The organism is Bacillus sp. FSL L8-0654 (assembly GCF_038629965.1).
GTDB lineage: Bacteria > Bacillota > Bacilli > Bacillales > Bacillaceae > Bacillus > Bacillus safensis.
This window is the reverse complement of record NZ_CP152026.1, coordinates 438,552-463,645: the sequence shown is the minus strand read 5'-3', so window position 1 is coordinate 463,645 and position 25,094 is coordinate 438,552. Positions and strand designations below refer to the sequence as shown.

24 protein-coding genes are annotated in these 25,094 nt (G+C 43.8%); 10 read left to right on the top strand and 14 right to left on the bottom strand.

What is annotated here, in order from left to right:
• The first annotated feature begins 28 nt into the window (after positions 1-28).
• From MHH65_RS02205 to MHH65_RS02195, 3 genes are all read left to right on the top strand, one after another.
• Positions 29-1,663 (top strand): copper resistance CopC/CopD family protein, encoded by a 1,635-nt coding sequence (locus MHH65_RS02205; RefSeq protein ID WP_268414498.1) that lies wholly within the window; start codon positions 29-31, stop codon positions 1,661-1,663.
• Between the two features lie 15 nt (positions 1,664-1,678).
• Positions 1,679-2,293 (top strand): DUF1775 domain-containing protein, encoded by a 615-nt coding sequence (locus MHH65_RS02200; protein WP_342497891.1) that lies wholly within the window; start codon positions 1,679-1,681, stop codon positions 2,291-2,293.
• Between the two features lie 189 nt (positions 2,294-2,482).
• Positions 2,483-3,079, top strand: a complete 597-nt coding sequence (locus tag MHH65_RS02195; protein ID WP_268414496.1) for an NAD(P)H-dependent oxidoreductase — start codon at positions 2,483-2,485, stop codon at positions 3,077-3,079.
• Between the two features lie 44 nt (positions 3,080-3,123).
• On the opposite strand, the gene MHH65_RS02190 is transcribed toward MHH65_RS02195, so the two are convergent.
• From MHH65_RS02190 to gabT, 3 genes are read right to left on the bottom strand one after another with little or no spacing between them, the layout of a single operon-like run.
• Positions 3,124-4,518, bottom strand: a complete 1,395-nt coding sequence (locus MHH65_RS02190; protein WP_268414494.1) for an NAD-dependent succinate-semialdehyde dehydrogenase — start codon at positions 4,516-4,518, stop codon at positions 3,124-3,126.
• Positions 4,493-5,881 (bottom strand): APC family permease, encoded by a 1,389-nt coding sequence (locus MHH65_RS02185; RefSeq protein WP_098677290.1) that lies wholly within the window; start codon positions 5,879-5,881, stop codon positions 4,493-4,495. The genes MHH65_RS02190 and MHH65_RS02185 overlap by 26 nt, the downstream gene beginning before the upstream one ends.
• 21 nt (positions 5,882-5,902) lie before the next feature.
• Positions 5,903-7,219 carry a 4-aminobutyrate--2-oxoglutarate transaminase gene (gabT, locus tag MHH65_RS02180; protein ID WP_268414493.1) on the bottom strand — a complete coding sequence of 439 codons (1,317 nt, stop codon included), beginning with the start codon at positions 7,217-7,219 and terminating at the stop codon, positions 5,903-5,905.
• Positions 7,220-7,328: 109 nt separating this feature from the next.
• Between gabT and MHH65_RS02175 the strand changes: the two genes are divergently transcribed.
• Complete coding sequence (locus MHH65_RS02175; protein WP_268414491.1) at positions 7,329-8,753, top strand: PLP-dependent aminotransferase family protein; 1,425 nt, start codon at positions 7,329-7,331, stop codon at positions 8,751-8,753.
• A gap of 31 nt (positions 8,754-8,784) precedes the next feature.
• On the opposite strand, the gene MHH65_RS02170 is transcribed toward MHH65_RS02175, so the two are convergent.
• Positions 8,785-9,096 (bottom strand): metalloregulator ArsR/SmtB family transcription factor, encoded by a 312-nt coding sequence (locus tag MHH65_RS02170; RefSeq protein ID WP_024425536.1) that lies wholly within the window; start codon positions 9,094-9,096, stop codon positions 8,785-8,787.
• Between the two features lie 126 nt (positions 9,097-9,222).
• Here MHH65_RS02170 and MHH65_RS02165 point away from each other — a divergent pair, with 126 nt between their 5' ends.
• The 6 genes from MHH65_RS02165 (at position 9,223) to MHH65_RS02140 (ending at position 14,617) form a co-directional block, all read left to right on the top strand.
• Complete coding sequence (locus MHH65_RS02165) at positions 9,223-9,597, top strand: hypothetical protein (protein ID WP_268414490.1); 375 nt, start codon at positions 9,223-9,225, stop codon at positions 9,595-9,597.
• 139 nt (positions 9,598-9,736) lie between these two features.
• On the top strand, positions 9,737-10,603 hold the full coding sequence (locus MHH65_RS02160; protein ID WP_226340860.1) for a TetR/AcrR family transcriptional regulator: 867 nt from the start codon (positions 9,737-9,739) through the stop codon (positions 10,601-10,603).
• Between the two features lie 16 nt (positions 10,604-10,619).
• Positions 10,620-12,056: an MDR family MFS transporter gene (locus MHH65_RS02155; RefSeq protein WP_025093639.1), complete on the top strand. Its 1,437-nt coding sequence runs from the start codon at positions 10,620-10,622 to the stop codon at positions 12,054-12,056.
• A gap of 174 nt (positions 12,057-12,230) precedes the next feature.
• Positions 12,231-13,607: an aspartate kinase gene (locus MHH65_RS02150; RefSeq protein WP_024425532.1), complete on the top strand. Its 1,377-nt coding sequence runs from the start codon at positions 12,231-12,233 to the stop codon at positions 13,605-13,607.
• Between the two features lie 164 nt (positions 13,608-13,771).
• A complete protein-coding gene (locus MHH65_RS02145) occupies positions 13,772-14,200 on the top strand; it encodes a GAF domain-containing protein (RefSeq protein ID WP_342497890.1) in 429 nt (142 codons plus the stop codon).
• A gap of 51 nt (positions 14,201-14,251) precedes the next feature.
• A complete protein-coding gene (locus tag MHH65_RS02140; protein WP_342497889.1) occupies positions 14,252-14,617 on the top strand; it encodes an STAS domain-containing protein in 366 nt (121 codons plus the stop codon).
• 38 nt (positions 14,618-14,655) lie between these two features.
• On the opposite strand, the gene MHH65_RS02135 is transcribed toward MHH65_RS02140, so the two are convergent.
• The 10 genes from MHH65_RS02135 to MHH65_RS02090 all read right to left on the bottom strand — a co-directional run bounded on the left by MHH65_RS02135 (position 14,656) and on the right by MHH65_RS02090 (position 25,001).
• Positions 14,656-16,083, bottom strand: a complete 1,428-nt coding sequence (locus tag MHH65_RS02135; protein ID WP_034622940.1) for a HAMP domain-containing sensor histidine kinase — start codon at positions 16,081-16,083, stop codon at positions 14,656-14,658.
• Complete coding sequence (locus tag MHH65_RS02130; protein WP_024425529.1) at positions 16,073-16,765, bottom strand: response regulator transcription factor; 693 nt, start codon at positions 16,763-16,765, stop codon at positions 16,073-16,075. The genes MHH65_RS02135 and MHH65_RS02130 overlap by 11 nt, the downstream gene beginning before the upstream one ends.
• Before the next feature lie 337 nt (positions 16,766-17,102).
• Positions 17,103-18,247 (bottom strand): IS3 family transposase gene (locus MHH65_RS02125; RefSeq protein WP_340719352.1). Its coding sequence is split into 2 segments (ribosomal slippage): positions 17,103-17,974 and positions 17,974-18,247, totalling 1,146 coding nucleotides; the frame shifts between segments, so codons are not numbered across the junction.
• A 115-nt stretch (positions 18,248-18,362) separates the two neighbouring features.
• Positions 18,363-19,697: an MmgE/PrpD family protein gene (locus tag MHH65_RS02120; protein ID WP_335351041.1), complete on the bottom strand. Its 1,335-nt coding sequence runs from the start codon at positions 19,695-19,697 to the stop codon at positions 18,363-18,365.
• Positions 19,688-20,845 carry an amidohydrolase gene (locus MHH65_RS02115; protein ID WP_326355680.1) on the bottom strand — a complete coding sequence of 386 codons (1,158 nt, stop codon included), beginning with the start codon at positions 20,843-20,845 and terminating at the stop codon, positions 19,688-19,690. The genes MHH65_RS02120 and MHH65_RS02115 overlap by 10 nt, the downstream gene beginning before the upstream one ends.
• A gap of 34 nt (positions 20,846-20,879) precedes the next feature.
• On the bottom strand, positions 20,880-21,626 hold the full coding sequence (locus MHH65_RS02110; RefSeq protein WP_024427306.1) for an amino acid ABC transporter ATP-binding protein: 747 nt from the start codon (positions 21,624-21,626) through the stop codon (positions 20,880-20,882).
• A 12-nt stretch (positions 21,627-21,638) separates the two neighbouring features.
• Entirely contained in the window at positions 21,639-22,313 is a 675-nt protein-coding gene (locus MHH65_RS02105; protein WP_024427305.1) for an amino acid ABC transporter permease, read from the bottom strand.
• Between the two features lie 24 nt (positions 22,314-22,337).
• Positions 22,338-23,132 (bottom strand): amino acid ABC transporter substrate-binding protein, encoded by a 795-nt coding sequence (locus MHH65_RS02100; RefSeq protein WP_024427304.1) that lies wholly within the window; start codon positions 23,130-23,132, stop codon positions 22,338-22,340.
• A gap of 22 nt (positions 23,133-23,154) precedes the next feature.
• On the bottom strand, positions 23,155-23,658 hold the full coding sequence (locus tag MHH65_RS02095) for a GNAT family N-acetyltransferase (RefSeq protein WP_024427303.1): 504 nt from the start codon (positions 23,656-23,658) through the stop codon (positions 23,155-23,157).
• A gap of 17 nt (positions 23,659-23,675) precedes the next feature.
• Entirely contained in the window at positions 23,676-25,001 is a 1,326-nt protein-coding gene (locus MHH65_RS02090; RefSeq protein ID WP_034283773.1) for an LLM class flavin-dependent oxidoreductase, read from the bottom strand.
• Positions 25,002-25,094 lie beyond the last annotated feature (93 nt).

The following is a 25,094-nucleotide window of genomic DNA, read 5'->3' as shown; positions in this document are numbered from 1 at the left end:
TTCATAGGTAGAAAGGCGGTTATTCACCTTGTTTAAAAATAGTAAGTGGCTTCTGCTTCTTATGGTCATGTTCGCTTTTTTCATTCCAAAGGAAGCATTCGCTCACGCATACGTCGTGAGCTCGAACCCAGCAGCAAATGAAGAGCTGGATCAGCAGCCTCCTTCAGTCTCGATCATATTTAGTGAAGGAATTGAAAGCGGCTTTCATGCCATTAAGGTGTTAAATGCAAAAGGTGATCGTGTGGATAAAGGAGATACGGTCATTAAAGATCAAAAGATCATGGAAGCAGCTTTAAAAAAGAATTTACCAAAAGGGATTTACACCATTCAGTGGAATGCGGTATCAGCGGACGGACACTCTGTCTCTGGCATGATTCCGTTTAGTATTGGAAAAGCGGATGGCGGTTTTGACCAATTAGAGCAAGGCCAAACAGATGAATCCATAGATATGGCTTCAACTATTGATAAAGCCTTTCTTTATACGTCATTCAGCTTATTCCTTGGGACCATTTTGTTTGGACTGCTTTGGTTTAAGAATACGATTTCACCTGTATTGGAGAAACGAATGAAGCGGCTTTTGACCGTGTCATTGATCATGATGGGCGGAGCACTTGTGTTCCAGCTGCCGATTCAGACAAAATCAGCGGCAGACGTGTCCTTTTGGGGGGCATTTCAGCCTTCGCTTTTACAAGAAACGATTGCGTCCACTTCTGGCGGTAGTCTTTGGATGATGCTTATGGCGTCATTTGTTCTTCTCACCATCTGGACGATTGTGGCGGTGAGAAAAGGGGATTTCTCTTCTTTTCGAGTTTGGCTGTTTCCACTGCTTCTCTTCATAGTGCTTCTTTGGCTGAAGGCACAAATCGGACATCCAGCCGCAACAGACAATAAAATACTCACAACATCACTTGATTTCATCCATCTCGTCTCTGCTTCGATTTGGGTCGGTGGTTTAACAGCCATTGTCCTTCTATTAATGAGGAAACTGCCAAATGAAGATCAGCCGCTCATTCGGAGTACGCTAGCAGCATTTCATCCTTGGGCACTGCTCTCTGTTGGACTCATTGTGTTTTCAGGATTTGTGAATGCGATCTTTATTTTGCAATCGTTTGACGCTCTTTTCCAATCAGCATACGGACGCACCTTTTTAATCAAGCTTGGTTTATTTATCATCATGGGCCTTCTTGGGCTTATGCATTACTTGATGCTGAGATGGGAAAAGAAGCAGAAACGCAGCATTTCCTTACGAGCTGAATGGATGTTCGGGATCGCCATTTTGTTATTAACGGCTGTCTTTACCAATATTCCGAGCCCTCCTCCGCCTGCACCAGAGCCCTTCTTTGGCGCAAATCAGGTCGAGCATCGTGATATTGTGTCCTTGAGCATTACTCCGAATGCCCCGGGGAAAAACTCATTCGAAGTGGCATTTACAAAGAAGAATGGCGAAACGATCACTGATATTCAATCTGTAACAGCCAAGATCCATAAGGTGGCTTTATTCGGTGACGAGACACCGAGTGAATTTCAGCTGAAACGATTAAAAAATGGTCATTTCTCTGCTGAAAATCTCTTATTAAATGAAAAAGGCACATGGAAAATTGAAATCCATGCGTTAACTGGTTCTTTTAAGAATATCGATACCACATTTATTAGAAGAAACTAAAAGGAGTTATCACATATGAAAAAATACGTTAAAGCTTTATTACCAATGCTTCTCGCTTCATTTTTATTGGCGATTCCTGTGAGTGCGCACGTAACAGTCAAGCCTGATACATCTGCGACAAATGCTTGGGAGACCTATACATTAAAGGTTCCTTCTGAGAGTGACAGCCCGACGACTAAGGTTGTCGTGACAATTCCTAAAGGCGTAGAATTCCAGCAATATGAGCCAGTACCTGGCTGGAAAACATCAACTGAAGAGAAAGATGGCAAGGCAACAAGAGTGACTTGGGAAGCAACAGGTAAAGGTGTGCTTGCTGGACAATTCCAGCAATTCGTTTTTGTAGCGAAAAACCCTGAAAAAGCAGGTGAAGCTGCTTGGGATGCGTATCAATATTATAAGGATGGAACAGTCGTTGAATGGACTGGCGATAAAGATGCTGATAAACCTCATTCCATCACAAACATTGTGGCATCTAATACTGTAACGGATTCACATGGCCAGGAAAAACCAAAAGAAGAAAAGGCCTCTGAAACAGCCACTGCTTCTTCCTCACCACTTGTCCTTGGTCTGTCCATTGCTGCTCTAGTCGTGGCACTGATTGCACTTGGACTTGCTTTTAGAAAGAAATAAAAGTGTATGAGCGATCGTTTTCTTAGAAACGATCGCTTTTTCTTCCTTTACACATGTACAAATCGCACTGTTTACTTTTATGACGATCAATTATTTTCCATTTTCCCAACTTGTTATTACCAATATAGGATTGAATAGGATAATGCCGCGTGACATAATGAGACAGATGACCACATAGGAGGCTATGAGATGAACCATGTAATCATATTTGCTCATCCCCAGCAAAGCTTAAATCAAACCTTATTAGATCTTGTTGTGAGCACTCTATTGAACAATGGTCATAAAGTGACTGTTCGTGATGTCTATGCCCTAGGTTTTTCGCCAGAGCTCACCATTGCAGAAAAGGCTGCCATCAAATGCGATGATGTCCCGATTGCCATTCAAAGAGAGCAGACGCTGATTCAGCAAGCGGATGTGCTGACGTTTATTTTTCCAATATGGTGGACAGGCTTGCCGGCTATGCTAAAAGGATATGTAGAACGCGTCTTTTCTGAAGGTTTTGCTTATCAGATCAGTGAGGATGGAGAGATTGAAAATCTGCTTCGGCACAAAAAAGGTGTCATTATCAACACCCACGATGCACCGAGGACTTTTCTTAATTCCAATAAGATTTCCACCTCCTCCCATCACATGACAACCGATACTGAAGTCTTCAATTTTATTGGCGTTCAGCCTGTCGAACGGCTTTTGTTCAGCAGCATGGAGCAGGCATCTGCAGATTACATACATGAAATTTTGAAAGAAACGAAAGAAACGGTGGATCAGCTTTTCCCGCCTGCTGTATAACATAAAAAAGACTGCCGAGATTCCTCTGACAGTCTTTTTCACGTTTATTCTTCTAAACCAATGGATACATATTTTGTTTCTAAATAAGGCTCGATCCCTTCGATGCCGCCTTCTCGGCCAATTCCGCTCTCTTTCATACCGCCAAAAGGTGCTTGGACAGCCGATGGACCGCCATCATTCCAGCCAATGATCCCATAATCGAGATGTTCTGAAATGTAGAGTCCGTTCCGATAATTTTCTGTAAAGAAATAAGCTGCAAGGCCAAAAGGTGTATCGTTGGCTAATTCAATTGCCTCGTCTAACGTTTTGAATGTCGTAATAGGTGCCACTGGACCAAAGGTCTCTTCATGCATAATGTTCATCGAAGGGTCCACATGTGTAAGGACCGTTGGCTGGACAAAATAATATGATTTGTCATCGTCGAAATGCGTATCGCCGCCGACAAGAACTTTCGCCCCTTTATCCACTGCATCTTGAATTTGACCGACAATTTTATCAAAGCCGCGCTTGTTGATAATTGGACCGATGGATGTGCCTTCTTCAAAGCCATTTCCTACTTTCAGCTTTTCTACTTCTTTGCTGAATCTTTGCGCAAATGCTTCATGAATGTCTTCATGCACAATTAAGCGGTTGGCACAGACACAGGTTTGCCCTGCGTTCCGAAACTTAGATGCCACTGCTTGTTTGACAGCTAGTTCAAGATTCGCATCCTTGTCTACGATGAGCGGAGCATGACCGCCAAGCTCCATTGATACGTGTTTGACTGTACTGGCACTGTTTTTGATCAGGTGCTTCCCGACGGGCGTTGAGCCTGTAAACGTGATTTTTCGAATCAATGGACTATCTGTGAAGATTTCACCCACTTCTTTGCCGTCTCCCACAACCCATTGCAGTGCATCCTCTGGAATGCCGGCTTCATGACCTAATTTTACTAGTTCAATAGCTGTCAGCGGTGTGTCTTCAGCAGGTTTTACAATAAACGTACAGCCTGCTGCAAGCGCAGGAGCTGCCTTTCTCGTAATCATCGCCGCAGGGAAATTCCACGGAGTAATGGCAGCAACAGGACCAACTGGCTGTTTTGTGACGAAAAGGCGTTTGTTCGTCGTATGTGACGGGATGGTTCTGCCGTAGATTCGCTTTGCTTCTTCTGCGTACCATTCAATATAACCAGCCGCATAGACGATTTCTCCTAATGCTTCTTGATACGGCTTTCCGTTTTCTTCTGTGATGATTTTCGCAAGCCTCTCTTTATGCTCAATCATCAGATCAAACCACTTGCGAATGATATTGGCACGTTCATGTGCTGACGTTTTTGCCCATGATTTAAATGCTTTGTGTGAACGGGAAATTGCATCTTCGATCTGTTCTTTTGTATGCTGAGCAACTGAAGCAATTTCTTCTCCTGTTGCAGGATTATACACTTTGAGTTCGTTTGTCATGCTCTACCGTCTCCTTCGTTCTTGGATTCATTACATATAGTATATACCCAATGAGTACCCAACCTAAAAGCAATATCCATTCAGCTGGCCAAGATAAGGAGGCCGGCATTCCTGGAAAGTAAAATGAAAGGAAAAGAAGACTCAGTCCGATGGCTAAAACACCTGTCGTCCGCCAATATTTAATGCTGTATGGACGCTCCAGCTCAGGTTCTGTTTTCCGAAGTCTCATAAAGGCAATGGACACGATTAAGTACCCGACGATGATTCCGACACCGCCCGCATTGACAATCCATACGAGGGCAGGGCGCCCTAATAATGGAGCGAAAAAAGCCAAAGCTCCAAGAAATAAAATGGCATTTGTCGGTGTTTTATACTTTGGATGAATATACGCAAACCATTTGGAAATCATACCTCTTTCCGCCATAGCATATAAAATACGGCTTGCACCGATAATAAAAGCATTCCAGCTCGTCACAATCCCTGCTACACCGCCAATAACCAGCACTGTTCCAAACGCTTGATGACCGAGAAGCTGAACCATCGCATCTGCTGTTGCTAATGAAGAGGCTTCAAGCTGTCCCTTTGACATTCCAGCAGCTACCCCAAAAACAATAAGCAGATAAAAAATGACCGCACTCACGATGGAAATAATCAAGATTCTCCCAATGATTTTTTTTGGTGCGTTAATCTCCGCCGCTACTTGCGGAATGACATCAAACCCAACGAATAAAAAGGGAATCATGACTAACACCGCCATAAGACCGCCAACCCCGCCTTGAAACATCGGCTCAAGGTTTGCAAAATCTCCATTAAATGTTGCGCCGCCTAAAAGGAGAAAACCTGTCAGAATAATCGCCACTGTGAACACGGACTGAAAAATGGCAGCAGGCTTCGCCCCAATGTAATTCAGCGCTGTTAAAAACAATGCACCGCCAGATCCAATCAATACCCACGTGAAATAAACGTCCCATCCCCCTATATTCCATAAGAAGCCAGCATGCTGTGTTGGAATCACATAATCAATGACGGTCGGCAAGGCGACAGCTTCAAACGTAATCACAGACACATAACCAAACAATACGCCCCATGCTGAGACGAACGCTGCTTTCATCCCAAATGCCCGCTGGACAAAAACGAGCCCTCCGCCTGTCTCTGGAATCGCAGACGAAAGCTCAGCATACGTAAGTCCGATAAAGATGACGAGAATACCGCCTATAACGAAAGCAATCACACTGCCTAAAAATCCAGCTGTTAAAATCCAATCTCCCGAAAGTACAACCCAGCCCCAGCCAAGCATTGCACCAATGGACAAAAACAGTACGTCAGACTGCGACATGGTTTTTGCCATTTGTTGTTTTTGCATACAACCATCCCCCTTTGTTGTTTAGCGTGCTTTGAAGGCGTCCTCGATGATCCCTAGTCCTTCGTGAAGCAGCTCATCTGTGATGACAAGTGGTGTTAAGAAGCGAATGATATTCCCATTAATCCCTGCCGTTAAAAGAAGCAGCCCGTGCTCATTTGCATATGCTGCAATCGCTGCGGCTCTTTTCTTATCTGGTGTACGCGTTGTTTGATCTTCCACAATTTCAATTGCCGCCATTGCCCCTAACCGGCGGACTTCCCCAATGAATGGATACGCTGTTCTCCATTCATTGGCTTTGTCCTCAATGACTTGTCCAATATGTTCAGATCGTTGATTCAGTTGTTCTGTTTCAATGATATCAAGGACAGCCAGTGCAGCTACACAGCCTAACGGACTTCCTGCATATGTTCCCCCAAGCTCCCCTGGATCTGCCGCATCAAGCAGTTCTTTTCTGCCAACGACACCGCTCAGCGGTAAGCCAGCTGCAAGAGATTTTGACACAGTGATTAAGTCCGGCACCACATCAAAGTGCTCAATCGCAAAGTATTTCCCTGTTCTTGCAAAACCGGTTTGGATTTCATCTGCAACAAAAACAATCCCGTGCTGCTGACAGAAGGAAGCGACATGCTGAACAAAGCGCTTCGATGGCACAATGAATCCGCCCTCCCCTTGGACTGGTTCCATGACCACACAAGCAACGGTTTCTGGTGCAACGGCTGCGACGAAGAATTGATTGAATTGATCAATGATGTACTCGTCGTAAGCAGCATCGCTTAATCCTTCAGGTTTTTGATAGTAATAAGGGTACGGTGCTTGGTACACCTCAGATGCGAATGGCCCGAAGCAAAATTTATATGGCTTGACCTTGCTCGTCATGCTCATTGTCATATTCGTTCTGCCGTGAAAACCTCTTGTGAACGACACAACGGCCTGTCTTTTCGTATATTTACGTGCAATTTTCACCGCATTTTCAACAGCTTCTGCACCTGAATTAAGAAAAATGGCTTTCTTATCATGATCCCCTGGTGTGAGATGGCACAGCTTCTCTGCCAATTCGATATACGATTCGTACATCATCACGTTGAATCCTGGGTGAATCAGGATCTCTGCCTGTGCTTTGACCGCTTCCACGACCTTTGGATGTGAATGTCCTACGTTTAATGTGCCAATGGCGCCTGCAAAATCGATAAATCGCTTCCCATCAATATCGAACAGCTCGGCTCCTTTCCCCTTCGCTGCAAGATGACGGTTGCCATTACTTACGCCTCTTGCGACGTATTGATCTCTTTTCCCCTGCCATTCTTCAGTTGAAAAACGGTTTGTTGTCGTTTGACTCATTGTCATCCATCCCCTTTATATCCTTTTTTATTATTCTGAATATTTTTTGGTATGATAGAAAGTACCAATATCATTTTTTTCATGGTACCAGAGAGGATGGAATGATGAGATGCTGACAATTCAACTAGATCAAACAGGGCAAAACGGATATATTTATCATCAAATTTATACGAAAATTAAAGGGGAAATCTTAAACCGCAACCTTCAGCCGCATGATCAATTACCGTCCAAACGAGAGTTAGCCGATACATTAAACGTCAGCGTTAATTCAGTGAATGGCGCCTATCAGCAGTTGCTTGCCGAGGGATATTTATATTCGGTTGAACGCAAAGGGTTTTTCGTGGAATCACTAGAAACGTTTCATGAATCTGGTCAGCTAAAACCCTCTTCTCTTCCTGTAGATTTAAAGGAAGAACCGATTGCACGAGACGACTGGTATTCCTTTTCACATATCTCCGTCGATACAGCGAACTTTCCATTTAAAAGCTGGCTGAAAAGTGAACAAAAGGCGATCCATCTCCACCAAGATGCCTTCGGTGAGCTTCCGCATCCACAAGGTGTGTATGAGCTGAGGGAAACGATTGCCCGGCTGATTGGACTTGCGCGAGGAGTCAAATGCTATCCAGAACAGCTCATTTTAAGTGCAGGCACACAGTCACTGATCCATTCGTTATCAAGCATTCTTCCGGCCGATCAAATATATGGGTTAGAAAACCCTGGCTACCGCCGGCTCTTTCAAATGCTGAAAAACAATCATCACCAAATTGAAACGATTGGCATTGATCAAAAAGGTGTGCAGATGAGCGACATTCATAAGAAACAGCCAAATGTGTTAATCATTACCCCTTCCCATCAATTTCCAACAGGGGTGATTATGCCGATTTCCCGGCGCATTCAGCTGTTAAACTGGGCAGCCGATCAGCCAGATCGTTATATCATTGAGGATGATTATGACAGTGAATTTAAATATGGCACAGACAGCATTCCGGCGCTGCAAAGTCTTGACCGATATGACAAAGTCATTTATATGGGCACCTTTTCAAAATCATTGCTGCCCGGCTTGCGGCTAAGCTATATGGTGCTGCCTCAGCATTTATTGAGACGCTATAAGGAGGAACAGCATTTTTTCATTCAAACAGCTAATCTTTTTACACAATACACCCTTCTTCATTTTATAAAAGATGGGGCGTATCAACGGCATATTAAAAGAATGAATGGTTTATATGAGGAAAAACGGAAGCAGCTTATTGAAGAGCTCAATACGGTTTTTGCTGACAATGTGCGGATTATTGGAGAAAATGCCGGTCTTCATTTTATCGCAGAGTTCCGCTCAAATCGAACGCAGCATGAGATTTTACAGCGAGCGAAGGAAAGAAAGCTGAAAATGTACGGAATGGATCGTTTTACCCTTGATGAGCAATTGCCGGGGCATCAGCCAGGCTTTGTTCCGCTTGTCCTCGGCTTCTCACATATGAAGCAAGAGGATATTCAGCCGGCAGTGAAACGGCTGTATGACGCCATTTTCGGGAAATAAAACAGCCAGCTGCTCTTCACAGACAGCTGGCTTACCACCGTTCTTTATCTATAGCTAGAATCGATGACATGAGTCCAGGAAAAGCGGTCTCGATGTCTTCTTTTCTTAAAGAATAGTAACGGTGCTTCCCGTCAATTCTCACTTTCACGACACCTGCCTCCCTCAGCACTTTGAAGTGATGGGAAAGCGTGGATTTGGCAATATTCATCTCATACGTGCCGCATGTCCTCTCCCCCGCTTCCGCTAAGCAGCGGACAATTTCTAACCGGATTGGATCAGCCAATGCGTGCAGCACAGAAATCAGTCTCATATCTTCTTTGTTTGGATGGTTTGGATTCGTCATACAATAAATGTATCGTATTTTGTGCCAACATACAATCTCATTCACCTGGAGCTGACTAGTCAAGTAACGATATGACTTCACAAACGTCCATTATTCATGAGACTGTCTGAAGGGAAGGAACCCATTTTGAAACATAATATATGGATGAGTTTATTGATGATGATTCTCGCGATCTTCCTCTGCGCCTGCCAGTCCGTCCAATATTCTCAGTCAAAACCACCTAGTGCGGAAGAGTTATTAGCTATCGATCAGCAGGCAGATTTATTTCAATGGGAAGGAACGGTCTATGAAACAAATGTAGATTGGACGACATCCTTACACGTCACAAAACATCAGCAAGTAGGTGTCATTCAGAAAACAGCCGCCAAAAATTTTGAACATGGTACAGCTTCTAGGCTGCAAAAAGGGGCCGCTATTTACTCTGTGAAAGAGAGAGAAGACATGTTGGTCGTCGAACTTCACGGCAAAACAAAAATATATACCGCACATGCGGAAGGATAAAATACCTGTCATGCAGACGGGTATTTTTTTAAGTTCATTTTCTTGTCATGGGTCATTGGTTTTGTTATCATAGCAAAAGTGACCACTCGGTTTCCATTGTGACCATATGGTTTTGCCGATTCGGAAAGGACTTATGAAGATGAACGAAAAGCAAGAAGAGATTTTGCGGGTTTCAAAGAAATTATTTTCTCAAAAAGGCTATATGAGTGTCTCCATGCAGTCAATTGCCGATGCCTGTAAAATATCAAAAGCGTCTATTTATAAACTGTTTGATTCAAAGGAAGCTCTTCTACTAGAACTGATTAAATACAATCAGCGCAAAATGAGAGAGATTTCCCGCATCATTCATTCAGAAACGACGCTGTCCAAAAAGGAAAAATTCACAAAGAAGATCAAGCTTGAGCTTGAAGAGTTTAAAGAGAATCATAAATTTTTGAACATGCTGTCCTTTGAAGCTTTTTCTCAGCATTCGCCTATTGTCATTAAACACTTACGCGAGACACGCTCCATTATCATGCAGCGGCACAAAGACATTATTTTGAGCACCTATGGTGAATCTGTCGCTCCTTATGTCTGGGATCTCGTGATTGTTCTCAATGGATTAATGAGAGAATTCATCTTAATGCTGGCGATTGAGCACAAGAACATCAAATTAGAAAATGCTGCTGAGATGATTATCGGTGTGATGGACCGTGTATCGAAAAAGCCTTGCTCAATTGAGCCTGTGTTAACAGATCAGCTCATGGACTCTTATTTGTTTTCCTCACAGGACGGATATGATGAAGAAAAACTTGTCATCTCGTACTTATCGAAGATCAAACAAGAGCTTCACGCACTGTCAAACGGAGAAGAAAAGGACGATCTCCTCTCTGCTTATGAGCTGCTCAATCAAGAATTATCAAAGGATGAACCGAGAACCTTTTTAGTCAGCTCACTGCTCGATTATTTAGGCAAAAACAGCGTTTTATCACAAAACGTGTCACAGCTGAAAAACATCATTTTATAGATAAAGAAGGGATAACATGAACCAATCAACTACATCGTATAATCGATCTGTGATTGTTGGGATTTTCCTCGTTGGGGCATTCGTTGCGATTTTAAACCAAACGCTTCTCATTCCAGCGATCCCGCATATCATGGAAGATTTCAATATTGAGGTCAGCAAAGGACAGTGGCTTACAACAGCCTTTATGCTGACAAACGGGATTCTCATCCCCATTACGGCTTTCCTCATTGAGAAATTTTCAAGCCGTTCTTTAGTTTTAACGGCACTTAGCATCTTTACAGCCGGTACAATTCTTGCTTCATTTGCAACGAATTTCCCGGTGTTACTTGCAGCGCGTATCGTACAGGCAGCAGGCGCAGGGATTTTAATGCCGCTGATGCAAACGATCTTTTTAACCATTTTCCCGAAAGAAAAACGCGGGCAGGCAATGGGCATGGTCGGACTTGTCATCTCGTTCGCACCTGCGCTTGGGCCAACACTTGGCGGCTGGATTGTTGATTCCTTCAGCTGGAAGTTCTTGTTCTATATTGTTCTGCCAATCGGTATCATTGATCTCATTCTTGCTTTCTTCTTAATGAAAAATGTGACGCAGCAAAGAGAAACACGTATTGATGTCTTATCTGTCATCTTGTCGTCGTTCGGTTTCGGCGGGCTGCTTTACGGATTTTCTAGTGTCGGCACGTATGGATGGACGAGTGCGACTGTTCTCATTTCGCTGATTGTCGGCGCCGTGAGCTTGTTCTTCTTTATCCTGCGCCAGTCGAACTTAACAAGACCGATGCTGGAGTTTGGCGTATTTAAATTTGCGATCTTTAGCTTAACAACCTTCCTCGGCATGCTTGTCTTTGCTTTATTAATTGGGACAGAGACGATTCTGCCGCTTTATACGCAGAATGTCAGAGGGCTGTCTGCACTTGATACAGGGCTTATCTTATTGCCAGGTGCTCTCTTCATGGGACTCCTGTCACCGATTATTGGACGGATTTTTGATAAAGTCGGCGGAAAAGGGCTGGCATTAGGCGGATTTACGATACTCACCGTTACCACCCTGCCATTTATGCTGCTCACCCTTGATTCATCGATTGCCCTCATTACGGTCGCCTACACGCTTCGGTTAATTGGGGTTGGGATGATCATGATGCCGCTGACAACCGCAGGTATTAACTCTTTACCGCCTCATTTGATCCCTCATGGGACAGCGATGAATAACACGATGAGACAAGTAGGCGGTTCCATTGGAACGGCTGTGCTTGTCTCTATCATGAGCAGCTCTGCTGCAAATGCAGAATTGGCCAATCCATTAAAATCGGCCGTTCATGGAATGAATACGTCATTCTTCATTTCTGGTCTGATTGCCGTCATTGGACTCGTCCTCTCCTTTTTCTTAAAGGAAAAAAAACGTGAGAATAAAGTGATGAAGCAGGAGCTATCTTCCTCTTCGTCTTCTTCATAAGAAAAAGAGCTCGGCATATGGCCGGCTCTTTTTTCATATACTCATACAATATCGTCCTCTCTGCAAACACATTTGTATTTCTAGTGAAGAAAAACCTTGATAATTTAAAGAAAAGAGTTGATAATAGGAACTATTCAATTTGTGAGAAAATTTTTACTATAGGAGATGTATGCATTGAAGGTCGTTAAATTTGGTGGCAGTTCACTTGCATCTGGCAAGCAGCTGCAAAAGGTATTTGACATTGTAACAGCAGATCCAGCTCGAAAAGCAGTCGTTGTTTCCGCACCAGGAAAACGGCATTCAACGGATACAAAGGTCACCGATCTATTAATTAGCTGCGGTGAACAATATTTACGTTTAGGCGAAGCACATGATTTAAAGGAAGCAGTCATTGAGAGGTATGCCTCAATAGCGGATGAACTCGGATTAGGTCAAGACATTATCGATACCATCAGGCAAGATTTAGACACATTATTACAGGCTGATTCATCCCGCCCTGAGTGCTATCTTGATGCCATTAAAGCAAGCGGTGAAGACAATAACGCTAAGCTCATTGCCGCCTATTTCCGCCACCAGGGTGTGGAAGCTCATTATGTGAATCCAAAGGAAGCTGGTTTGTTTGTGAGCGATGAGCCTGGCCAAGCACAAGTTCTGCCGGAGTCTTATGATCATTTGTACAAATTAAGAGAGCGCTCTGGCATTATTATATTCCCTGGCTTTTTTGGCTTTAGTCTCGCGGGAGACATCGTCACCTTTTCGCGAAGCGGCTCAGATATTACCGGCTCCATTTTAGCGAACGGTTTGAAGGCAGATGTATATGAAAACTTTACAGATGTCGATGCTGTCTATGCCGTCAATCCAACGATTGTTCATGAACCGAAAGAGATTACAGAGCTGACATACCGGGAAATGCGCGAGCTGTCCTATGCTGGTTTTTCTGTGTTCCATGATGAAGCACTTATTCCTGCCTTCCGTGCAGGCATTCCGGTTCAGATTAAAAACACCAACAACCCGTCGGCAAAAGGGACAAAAATCGTAAATCAGCGGGACCATACAAATGGACCTGTTGTTGGAATCGCCTCAGACAATGGATTTTGCAGTATTTACATTAGTAAATATTTGATGAACAGAGAAGTCGGTTTTGGACGAAAGGTGCTGCAAACACTAGAAGAGTATGGGCTTACGTATGAGCATGTTCCTTCTGGCATTGATGATATGACCATTATTTTACGTCAGGATCAGCTGGAGGAGCAGCATATCGAAGAGGAGCTGCTAGACCGCTTGAAGGTCGTGCTTGATGCAGATGAGGTCGTTTTAGAGCGAAATCTTTCGCTGATTATGGTTGTAGGAGAAGCGATGCGTCATAATGTTGGCACAACAGCAAGAGCGGCAAAGGCGCTGTCAAAAGCGAAGGTCAATATTGAAATGATCAATCAAGGCTCTTCAGAGGTCAGCATGATGTTTGGCGTCAAAGCGGCTCAAGAAAAAGAAGCTGTTCAAGCCTTGTATGAGGAATTTTTCTCTATGTCTACTGTCCCTGTCTCTCTTTAATCAGAAGGCTGCCATATCTTTGGATCGGCAGTCTTTTTTCATCTCGACGATCAGAGTGTTTTTGCGCATTAAAGTGTATCTATTTCTTGTTTGATTTTGTATGATAGAGACAAATCAACTATCCGTTCCGGCCTATGATCGGAGCTACAAGGAGTCCTAAAACAATGCCTCGTCAACAACTATTAAAACAGTTTCGCAATTTTCATGATGCTTCTACTAGTATTTTAAACATGATGAGTCAATTCATTGATGTGAATACACTGTTTATTGCTAAAAATGATCAAAACACCAATCAAATTGTAAAGGTGCTAAATCATGACGAGCAGCTTCTTGAAGAAGGAGAAGAACTTCCTTACGAAAAGACATTTTGCAAGCTTGTGGTCGATCATCGGGATACACTTGTGATTCCTGACATTTCGAAGGATGACCGTTTTAAATACTTAGAGGTTACGAAAAATCTTCAAGGCGGCTCGTTTATTGGAGTTCCCATTAATTTCACAGATGGGACGAACTACGGAACGATTTGCGGACTTGATTTGAGGCCGAAGCAGTTCACAGAAGAGCATGTGTATATGTTTGAAACGATGGCTTAATTATTAAGCTATGTCCTCGAACTAGACCGTGCCAACCGGCAAATTCGGCAATTGTCTGTACCGATCGTACCAGTTGTTGACGGTGTCGCTGTGCTTCCTCTGCTTGGTGATATCGAAGAGACACGTGCTCAGCATATTTTAGAAACCATTTTACAGGAAAGCTACAGGCTGTCGCTCTCTCATTTGGTCATTGATGTATCGGGAACCAAAAGCCTGAATGAACAAAGCATTCAATATTTGGTCAGCTACGCACAAACGCTGAGACTTTTAGGAATTTCGGCAGTTTTAACAGGTATTAAGCAAGACCTTGCTTTAAGTGCGATTCAATCCAATATATCGTTTAAAGACATCACCATCCGGAAAGACTTGCCACAGGCACTTGCCCATATTGGGTTGACGTTTACCAAAAATGAATAAGTGGTGATTCACCAAAAAGGGCTAAAATGAACTTCATTTTAGCCTTTTTCTTTTGGAAACGGCAGTCGTATGGTAAATGTCGTTCCATTGTTTTTTTCACTTTTCATATCAATATGCCCTTCATGCAGGTCCACAAGCTGCTTCACGATAGACAAGCCCAATCCGTATTCTCCATACGGTGTATTCGTTCTTGAGATATCCGCTTTATAAAAACGTTCCCATATGTGTTTGACTTCGTCTGGCGCAATGCCAATGCCTGTGTCTTCCACTTCGATGATCGTCTCTTGATTTTCTTGTTTTCCTCTTAAGTAAATACGGCCGTCTTCTGTGAATTGAATCGCGTTCTTTGTGATATTGACAAGTATTTGAATGAGCCTGTCATAATCTGCATAAACCTTTAGCTCGGGATCAACGTCCACGATCAGCTGATTGTTTTTCTCTTCGGCGATTCGGCTCAGCTGCTCTTTCATCACTTCAAATGTGTCAATGAGTGGATAATGAAATTTCTGAAGGGTAATTTGATTCGATCTAATTTTCTCATAATCCATATTTTCATTGACGAGGCGCAACATACGTTTTGTCTCATCAGTGATTAAGGCATAGCATTTCTCTTTCTCTTCTGCTGACACATCCGCAGTATTCAGCCATTCCACCAGTCCTCGAATGGTGGTCAGCGGTGTTTTCAATTCGTGAGACACATCTGCGATGAATTGACGTCTGCGCTTTTCGAGCCGGTCAATTTCCTCTCTTGATTGCTGAAGACGCTTGGCCATCATATTAAAATCCTCACCAAGTGTGCCTATTTCATCAAGGTGTTTGTTTTCAAGCTTGATGTTGTAATCACCTTGCGCAATCTTTTCAGTCGCCTCTCTCAACTTTTTGATGCGGTTCACATGAAATTTAGACAGGAACAGGCTGAGAATAAAGGTGATCGTCAGCGCCACAAATACGATGATATACAGATAACGATTCATTTGGGCGATGAGCTGTTCAGCGCCTTGAATCGGGGCAATAAGGACAACTCCGCCCTTTAGCTTTCCATCCTCCATGACAGGGAGCGCCACAAGTGATGCCTCTTGATCAAGGCGGCGTGAATCACTTCGCTTCACAATGATTTGCTCTCCTTTTGAGAGTTTGGCCCATAAATCCTTTGTCAATAATACTTCATGCGGCGGCATCACTTGCTGCTGAGACAGAATATCTCCTTTTTCATCAAACACGAAAAAACGAATTTGCCTCGTCGAAAGAATATCTTCAAATGGCCGCAGACGAAAGGTCATTTCGCTTTTAGGAAGTCGTTTATAATCTTGCAAGATTTCATTCCCATAGGAGCTCATTTCATTCACTCTGTTTTGATAGGCAATATCTTTCACAAAATGAGATAAAAGGGTGCTGATAATGACAATGGCAATGAGCAATAACCCAAGGTGACTGATCAGCAGCTGATAAAAATATTTAATCTTCATCGAACTTATACCCTACGCCCCATACTGTATACAAAAAGGGCTTAGGCCCGTCCCCAATTTTTTGACGCAGCCGTTTAATATGAACATCTACCGTTCGTTCATCTCCATAAAATTGGTATCCCCAAATTTGCTCAAGCAATTGTTCTCGTGAAAATACTTGCCGAGGATGCTGAATAAAAAAGCACAGCAGATCGTATTCTTTCGGTGTGAGGTTCTCTATTCGCTCTCCATCCAGGAAAACTTCCCTCGTTTTTTTATCCAACTGAAAATGTGCTGTCTCCAGCCGTTCGCCCTCATTCACCTTTTCTTGAGTCGTTGTATGAGCAAAGCGTCGTTTCACCGCTTTAATTCTTGCCATCAAGGTTAGTGGACTAAAGGGCTTGGTCACATAATCATCTGCCCCAAGATCAAAACCAAGCACCTGATCAGATTCGGTTTCCTTGGCTGTCAGCATGATAATCGGAATGTCACTGATCTGGCGCACTTTTTGACAAATGGTCAGACCATCCATCGAAGGAAGCATGACATCTAAAATGAGCAGATCCCAATCCTCCTCTTGCTTAAAGCGATTCAATCCTTCTAATCCATCATGAACGAATTCCGCTTGAAATCCCTCTCGTTGAAAAAACATATCCGTCATTGTACAAACGCTCTGATTATCTTCAATCATTAATATTTTCATGATCAGCCTCCGCTGCTACCATTGTTTTTCTTTATGTAGCTTTATTTTACATGTTCCCTTTCAAATCTCAATTGGATTCCCACTGTTTTTATGAACTTATCATCGTTTGGTCATCTTTTATTCATACTTTTTGAAAGAACTAATACTGCGGTGAATCACATGAGGTTTTTTTATGATGGCATTGCAGAAGATGGTCAAGATGTTAGTTGAAAATAGGAGAGCGTCATTTACATATATTTATAGAAAGAACTTCCTGACAGTTATAGGATAGATCTATTTAAAAAAGCTCATCACTATGGGACTGACCCCCGTTTTTGAGACAGGGATCAAAACACCTTTATACAGCCAATTGCCGATAGTTGATCGGTGATTGGTTGTTTAGTTTTGTTTGAATACGAATGTTGTTATAATAATAAATGTATTCTTTGACAGTGCGTTCTACAATGTTGGTTGTAGTTCGATCAATGCTGTTAAGATAGAACGTTTCAGACTTTAGCGAGGAATGAAACGATTCGATGGAGGCATTATCAGCGGGCGTCCCTTTACGGGACATGCTCATGGTAATGCCTTTTATATGAACAGCTTTCTGATACTCGTAAGATGTATACACAGAACCTTGGTCGCTATGTAACACACAGTTTTCAGGCAGTGCTGGGAGCTGATCAAGTGTGTTTAAAATAAAGTCTGTGTCCTGCTTATCACCAATCGTAAACGCAATTACTTCTCCATTATATAAATCCAATATACTGGAAAGGTACAATTGTTTCTGTCCATAAGGCAAATACGTGATGTCCGTTACTAGTTTTTCAAGAGGGCGATCAGACTGAAAGTTCCGATCCAGTATATTACCAGCCACAGCATAGGGCTGCCCATTTTTCTTACGCTTTTTCATTTTAACCCGGCACTGCCACTGGTTTTTCTGCATGATACGTTGAACAGTTTTATGGTTAATAAGCATTCTCACTTTTAGTAAGGCTGTGATTTTTCGGTATCCATATCGATACTTGTGCTCTCGGCACAACGTGCCGATTTGTTTCTCTAGTTGTCTTTTAGAATGATTCAGATTCTTTTTCCATCTATAGTACGAAGCGCGTGAGACGCCTAAATGGACACAGATGTCCTGTACTGTCATTGTTTTGCACAATTCTTCTACCAGTTTGATTGACGTTTCCTTATCAACTTCCTTTCCAATTCGTTGTACTTTTTTAAAACTTCATTCTGTTGACTCAGATAGCGATTTTCTGCCTGCAGTCTCTCTAATTCGGAAGAGTACTCGGGACCCTTTCTATGGGTATATTGTTTTCCAACAGGCTGTTCGAACCGGTGTGTATCCCCAGCCTTATGCCACCTCACCCATGTCTGAACCTGCGTTTTATTTTTGATATTCAATTCCCGCAAAATCTCTTTCATTGATACGCCTGCCAATCTCATTTCTACAGCCTTCTGTTTGACTTCAACCGGATAACTCACTCTTGTCCCCATAGAAAAAACACCTCCATGTTTTATTTCGGATCACAACGATCCGTTTTCAAACTTGAAGGTGTTTTTTATTTGTCTCATCTTATGGGGTCAGTCCCTATATCGATGAGCTTTTTTATCATGCCAGCAACTTCAAATAAGCAGCGTCGTTTTCCTCTTCAACCGCCTGTAAAATCTGCTGTGCCTGAGATGCGCTTGTGACGCTGCTTAACTTTTGTATGATGTCTTCTTTCGATAACGCACAGCCTGGTGCTCCCTGCGGAATATCTACCCGCTTGGTCATGGTGGTGCCGTCAGTTAAGGTGAGCTTCACAATCGTAAAGCGTCCTTTTGGGACAGCATCGGGATGGGGTACTGTCGTTTGATCATATCCTCTGTTTACCCGCTTCATCCATGTCCGCATGTCTGATGGAATGTTTTTTTTCGTAAAGGCATCCAGCGTAAGCGTCTGTCCAAACACTGCAAGTGCGATGACATATTCGACACTGAATCGTCCTTCTTCCCCGGTTAAAGGTGTCCGCTCAATAAGCGCTGCATCTCCGCCTGGCGGGAATATGACATCGACCTGTTTTACCTGCTCCGGCAAGAAAGACCGCTCTTTCATTAAGGATTGGATCGCATCTGCTGCATGGTGGGCTGCTGAGCAGAATGGATATACTTTGAACCACAGCCCCGGCGAAACGATACGCCATGTAGAACCATAGCCCTCTAGCAAACGGCTTTTCGCAAGTTCCAGATCTCCATAGAGTGAAAAGAAACCAAGCGCGCCATCAAGAACCGAGTCATTCCCGCCAAAACCTGAACAAGCTAAATCCATAGACCAAACGGCTGTTTTAGCAGCTAAGCCGGCTTGTAATGGTTTCATATCAGAGCCAAATTGCTTTCGCATTCCGGCTGATTGCGCTCCGGCAAAGCCGATTGCTTTCGTCAGTTCTTCCTTGGAGACTTGTTTCAAATAGCCAATCGCACACACTGCCGCAATGGCTCCGAGTGTTCCTGTATTATGCCAGCCCCGCTCATAATGCGCCTTACCGATCGATTCGCCAAGTCTTGCCATCACTTCAACACCTGTGATGTAGGCAGCTAAAAACCGCTCGCCATACCCTTTGCCGTCTGTCAGCTGTGATAGCAGCGCTGGAATGATGACCGCGCTCGGATGTCCTCTCACATCTGAGTGCACATCATCATAATCAAGGGCATGGATGAGGTAGCCATTCAGCATTGCTGCAGATTGGCGGCTCACCTTCTTTCCTTGTCCAATGACAGAAATCTGAGCGGCTCCGCCTTCCTGTTCAACAAGCTGCATCAGCTTTTGGATCCCTTCATCCTCTTTCGCAGCAAGCGCTGATGCTGCCGCGTCTAACAGGCCATTTCTAGCCATTTGAATGGCCCGCTCATCTTGCAGCGGATCAGCAGAAAGCACTGCTTCTGCCAGATGTTTTGTTAATTCCATGATCGAGACTCCAATGCCCGAACGGCAAGCTCAGCAAAGAAGGCAGCGGAAACTGGAAGTGCGTCTTCATTTAATGTAAACGCAGGGTGATGCCACTCCTTCGTACCACTAGTCCCCATCCATACAAAAAAGCCTGGAATGCGTTCTTGATAAAGAGCAAAATCTTCTCCGCCCGGTGACTGCTCTGCCTGCACGACATGTAAGTCAAGTGAGCCAGCCGTTTCTTCTACTACCTTTGTCAGACGCTCATCATTCATGACAGAAGGCAAATAAGGATGCCATCTCACTTCAGCCTCTGCTCCGAATCCTCCTGCAATTCCGCTGACGATTTGTTTCATAAGCTCCGGAATCATCGCTCTTACTTCAGGCTCAAACGTCCGAACGGTTCCTTCCATCTCAACACGGTCGGGAATCACATTCCATGACGTACCGCCTTGAATGCGTGTGATACTGACAACCGCATGATGCAAAGAGCTGATGCGGCGGCTGACGATTTGCTGAAGGGCGCTTGTGATCTGCCCGCTGATGGCAATGGGGTCTACCGTGTGATTTGGAATACCGGCGTGGCCACCCGTTCCTTTAATATCGATTTCAAACCGGTCCACACTCGCCATCAATGCTTTTTCTCTAATGCCAATCGTGCCAACTGGCAGGTCAGGCTTGTTGTGCATACCGAAAATCGCATCGACTCCATCTAAAACGCCTGCCTCTATGACGTGTTTCGCCCCTTGAGCAACTTCCTCAGCCGGCTGGAACAAAATACGGACCGTTCCTTTGATCTCGTGTTTCCGCTCTTTTAATAAAAGAGCCGCGCCAAAAATAGAAGCTGTATGGAAATCATGACCGCATGCATGCATTTTACCCGGTATCTTTGAAGAAAATGGTTCGCCAGATGCCTCTTCAATCGGAAGTGCATCAATATCGGCTCTCAAAGCAATTGTTGGCCCCTCTTGTTCTCCTTTGATTTCACAGACAACGCCTGTTTGAAGGGCTGGGATATCAAGTACAGTGATCCCTTCCTCTTCTAACCAGCGGCGCAGTTTCTTTGTCGTTTCATATTCTTCAAACGCCAGCTCTGGATGCTCATGAAGCGCTCGGCGAATGTTGATCAAACGTTTGTTTAAAGCTTCATTTCCTATTGATTTCACTAGACACTCACCCCTCTAAAGAATAAAAAGCAGCTTATGCTTCTTCAGCCGCTGCTTCTTTTTGGATAAATCGTTTCGTTCGTTCATTCTTTGTTTCATCAAATAGCTCAGTTGGCGTCCCCTGCTCGATAATATGACCATCCGCCATGAAAATCACATGGTCTGCCACTTCTCTTGCAAATGCCATTTCATGTGTGACGATAATCATTGTTGTTTCTTGAATCGCAATGGATTTAATGACTTGAAGCACACCTGAGACAAGCTCTGGATCAAGCGCTGACGTTGGTTCATCCAGCAAAATCGCATGTGGATCAACCGCTAACGCGCGGGCAATCCCAATCCGCTGCTGCTGCCCTCCAGATAACGTGACTGGATAGCTGTCAGCCTTTTGCTCTAACCCTACCTGCTTCAGCAGTTTCATACCGATTTCATTCGCCTGCTGCTTCGTCATTTTTTTCGTCACAAGCAGTGATTCTGTTATGTTTTGCAGTGCTGTCTTGTTTTTAAATAAATTATAGTTTTGAAACACCATGGCCGTTTGTTGGCGCAGGTGATGGGCTTCTTTACGTGAATATTTGGACGCATCGAGCCTTGCATCGCCAATTTCAATCGTGCCTTCATCAGGTGTTTCTAATAAATTTAAACAGCGCAGCAAGGTGGATTTACCGGAGCCAGAAGGTCCGATAATGGCCACAACCTGCCCTTTTTGCACGTCGAGATTGATTCCGTCTAAGACGACAAGGTCGCCGAATGATTTCTTCAAATTGGTGAGCTTGATCATGTCCACACCTCCTTAATTCCGGTAAGGTTTGCTGATTTTTCGTTCAAACAGGTCCTGCAGGAAGCTATAAATGATCGTCATCACCCAATACACGATCCCTACGGCTAAATAGGTTTCAAAGTATTTATAGTTCGCCGATGCAATCATCTTCCCTTGTGCAAACATTTCTGCCACACCAATCGTAAAGGCAAGAGATGTTTCTTTTAAAAGACCGATAAAGGTATTCCCCGTCGCTGGAATTGCATTTCTAATGGCCTGCGGGAAAATAATTCTAACGTAAGACTGCCATCTTGTCATACCGACAGATAAGCATGCCTCAAGCTGCCCTTCATCCACTGAGTTCAGAGCCGCTCTGAAAATTTCTGCTAAGTATGCTGAGTTCTTAATACTTAATCCGATAATGACCGCTGTTAAAGCATCCATTGAGGTCATCGCAGGGAATAGCTGCGGGAGACCAAAATAAATGAGAAAGAGCTGAACCAAGGTTGGAACCGCTCTGAAGAAAGAAATATACAGCTTGGCAAATTGGTATAAAACAGGTATCCGGTTTTTCGTAATGAGAGCGAATACCACACCAATGATAATGGCAAATACCATGGAGACAATCGCCATGAAGATCGTTATCGGCAAGTATTGAAGCAATGTCGGAAACACCGTCACCATATACTGCCAATCAATTTTGTTCATGTCTGCTCTTCACCGCCGCTGTCGTTATTTTTTAATTGGCACTGTGACATCGTCTTTGAAATATTTCTCAGACAATTTCTTAAGTGTCCCGTCTTCTCTTAATTCTTTGATGGCTTTGTTAAATTCTTCTCTTAGTTTGTCATGCTTTTTATCTTTCGCAAATGGGTAGCCTACTTCTTCATACACAATTGGGTTGCCTACGATTTTCAGCGGCAGACCTGTTTTTTCAATTTGAGCAAGTAATACACTGCGTCCGTTGACATAAGCATCTACGCGGCCATTTGCCACTTCATTTAATACGCCGTCTTGCGTTTCATATGTTTTGATCTTAATTTTCTTGTCAGGGTCTTTGCTCTCTAAGTTTTTAGCATGGTTAGAGCCAAGAACCGCCGCCACTGTTTTTCCTTTTAAATCGTCAAGACCTTTGATGTCGTTGTTGTCTTTTTTCACGATGATTTGTGTTCCTGCGTAAGCGTACGTATCTGTAAAGTTAAATGTTTGTTTACGCTCGTCTGTGATGGCAACTTGGTTTGACACTGTATCGAGCTTACCAGACGTCAGCTGTCCCATCAGTCCGCTGAATTCACTCAGCTGCCAGTCTAGTTTGTAGCCAAGCTTTTTCGCAATGGCTTCTGTTACTTCAACATCGAATCCTACAAGCTTGCCATTGTCTTTATAAGCAAACGGATAGCTTTGTCCTGTAGCGCCTACTTTTAACACCTTTTCGTCTTTGCCTTCACTCTGATTGTTGCCGCCGCAAGCTGCTAAAACTGCCAGCATTGCTGCAAATAGAACGACTAGCCACTTTTTGTTTTTCATGTTCGAAAACCCTTCTTTCGTCTTATGGTTGTGTGATATCTGATCTTAATTGTTTTTTGAAATAAACCGTGATATGACCTTTGCCTAAATCTTTTTCTCCTGCTCTGACATAGCCTTTACGCTCATACATCTCTATGAGCCATGGATGCTTATCAGCTGTACCGAGCGACACGTACGGCACCTTCAGTGTATCCCTTAGCACTTCGGTTTCAACCCATTCCAGCAAGGCTGAGCCTGTGCCTTTTTTGGCGGCTGGTTCTGAGGCAAACCACCAGATGTGAGGGACGCCGAATGGTCCTGGCTGCTCTCCCCAAGGCATACGGAGTGATAAGGTGGATAGAAGCTCTCCGTTTTCTTCCATCACATAGCAAAGATTCTTTTGTACATTTTTCTGAACGAGAGCGAAATCAGCATGTGCTGCTTGGAACTGGATGCCTAGCTCACGAATTGGCTCGTAGGCTCTTGTTGTCAGTTCAAGCAGCGCCTCTATATCTGCCTCTGTTGCCAGACGAAACGTGTATCCCAACGTTAGTCACCTCACCCTTATGTCGTGTAGCGATTTTTTGGCTCTGTTAATCCAAGATTTTCTCGTAAGGTTTGTCCTGTGTAATCGGTTTTGAATAAGCCTCGTTCCTGAAGGATTGGGACGACGCGGTCTACGAACACATCCAGCCCTTCTGGCAAGAGCGGCGGCATGACATTAAAGCCGTCTGCTGCTTCTTCACGAAGCCATGTTTCCATCACGTCTGCCAGCTGCTGCGGCGTTCCAATGAAAATATTATGACCGCGTGAGCCGGCAACCGATTGATAGAGCTGGCGAATGGTCAGGTTATCCTTTCTCGCCATATTCATCACGAGATCAAAACGGCTTTTCACCGCATTTGACGTGCTCGGATCAATCTCTGGAAGCGGTCCGTCTAAAGGATACTGAGACAGATCAATCCCGCCTAAGTAATTTTGCAGAATGCTCAGTCCAATCTCAGGAACAATCAGCTCCTGTAATTCTTCATATTTCGCTTGGGCTTCTTCCTCTGTATCAGCAATGATCGGAAAGATACCCGGCATGATGCTGACGTCCTCTCTAGCACGGCCAGCAGCCTCTACTTTCCCCTTCAAGCTTTGATAAAATTCCTTCGCTTTGTCGAGATCGTTTTGTGCAGTGAAAATGAGCTCTGCTGTTTTTGCTGCAAGCTTTTGGCCATCTTCAGAAGATCCTGCTTGAATGATCACGGGCTGCCCTTGCGGCGTGCGTGATACGTTGAGAGGACCTCTTACTGAGAAGAACTCACCTTTGTGCTGGAGCTCATGAAGCTTACTAGATTCGAAGAATTCTCCCGTTTCCTTGTTTCTGACAAGGGCGTCTTCCTCCCAAGAATCCCAGAGACCTTTGACGACCTCGACGAACTCTTCTGCCCGCTCATATCGTTTATGGTGTGCTAAATGCTCTTCTCCGCTAAAATTTTTCGCTGTTTCTTCAATAGAAGATGTGACCACATTCCACGCCGCTCTTCCGCCTGATAAATGATCAAGGGAGGCAAACTGCCTTGCAATATGGAAAGGCTCACTGTATGTAGTGGAAGCTGTTGCTGCTAAACCAATGGTTGAAGTAGACTCAGCAATAGATGAAAGCAGCGTGAGCGGTTCAAATCTTGTTAATACGTTCGGATGAGAGGTTTGATTAATGGATAAACTGTCGGCTAAAAAGAGCAAATCCAGCTTTCCTTCCTCTGCCTTTTTCGCTAATTGTTTAAAATAATCTAGATTCATGGCTGCGTCTGGTACTGCATTCGGATGTCTCCAAGAGGCAACGTGATGTCCAGTTCCTGCGATGAATACGCCTAGCTTGAGCTTCCTTTTCGGCTGTGACACTTGTTCTTCATCCTTTCTATATCCTAAATGTATCAAACCGAAGTCCTTAGATACATTTTTCTGATTGAATTAATCGGTTTTATTAATAAAAAA